The sequence below is a fragment of the Paenibacillus xylanilyticus genome (assembly GCF_013359935.1).
In the GTDB taxonomy this organism is placed as follows: Bacteria; Bacillota; Bacilli; order Paenibacillales; family Paenibacillaceae; genus Paenibacillus; species Paenibacillus xylanilyticus.
Window position 1 is genome coordinate 1 of the sequence record NZ_JABMCB010000053.1, and the last position, 1373, is coordinate 1373.

Here is a 1373-nt window from a genome sequence, read left to right on the forward strand (position 1 = left end):
TAAGGCTGAGCTGTGATGGGGAGTGAAAATTACAGTAGCGAAGGTCATGATCTCACACTGCCAAGAAAAGCCTCTAGCCAGGTGATGGTGCCCGTACCGCAAACCGACACAGGTAGGCGAGAAGAGAATTCTAAGGCGCGCGGAAGAACTCTCGTTAAGGAACTCGGCAAAATGACCCCGTAACTTCGGGAGAAGGGGTGCCCCGGTAGTGTGAATAGCACGAGGGGGCCGCAGTGAAAAGGCCCAAGCGACTGTTTAGCAAAAACACAGGTCTGTGCGAAGCCGTAAGGCGAAGTATACGGGCTGACGCCTGCCCGGTGCTGGAAGGTTAAGGGGAGCGGTTAGGGAGTAATCCCGAAGCTGTGAACCGAAGCCCCAGTAAACGGCGGCCGTAACTATAACGGTCCTAAGGTAGCGAAATTCCTTGTCAGGTAAATTCTGACCCGCACGAATGGCGTAACGACTTGGGCGCTGTCTCAACGAGAGATCCGGTGAAATTTTAATACCTGTGAAGATGCAGGTTACCCGCGACAAGACGGAAAGACCCCATGGAGCTTTACTGCAGCTTGATATTGAATTTGGGTACGATCTGTACAGGATAGGTGGGAGCCTTTGAAGCATGAGCGCCAGCTTGTGTGGAGGCACCGTTGGGATACCACCCTGATCGTATCTAGGTTCTAACCTGGTACCGTAAACCGGTGCGGGGACAGTGTCAGGTGGGCAGTTTGACTGGGGCGGTCGCCTCCTAAAGAGTAACGGAGGCGCCCAAAGGTTCCCTCAGAATGGTTGGAAATCATTCGAAGAGTGCAAAGGCATAAGGGAGCTTGACTGCGAGACCTACAAGTCGAGCAGGGACGAAAGTCGGGCTTAGTGATCCGGTGGTACCGCATGGAAGGGCCATCGCTCAACGGATAAAAGCTACCCTGGGGATAACAGGCTTATCTCCCCCAAGAGTCCACATCGACGGGGAGGTTTGGCACCTCGATGTCGGCTCATCGCATCCTGGGGCTGAAGTAGGTCCCAAGGGTTGGGCTGTTCGCCCATTAAAGCGGTACGCGAGCTGGGTTCAGAACGTCGTGAGACAGTTCGGTCCCTATCTGTCGTGGGCGTAGGAAATTTGAGAGGAGCTGTCCTTAGTACGAGAGGACCGGGATGGACGTACCGCTGGTGTACCAGTTGTTCCGCCAGGAGCACCGCTGGGTAGCTATGTACGGACGGGATAAGCGCTGAAAGCATCTAAGCGTGAAGCCCCCCTCAAGATGAGATTTCCCAGTATGTAAGACCCCTTGAAGACGACGAGGTAGATAGGCTGGGGGTGGAAGTGCAGCAATGCATGGAGCTGACCAGTACTAATCGGTCGAGGGCTTATCCAA

At 54.5% G+C, this 1373-nt stretch carries 1 rRNA gene; it reads left to right on the forward strand.

Features of this window, described 5'->3' with window-relative positions:
• Positions 1–1373, forward strand: a 23S ribosomal RNA gene (locus HP552_RS00335); the annotation flags it as partial.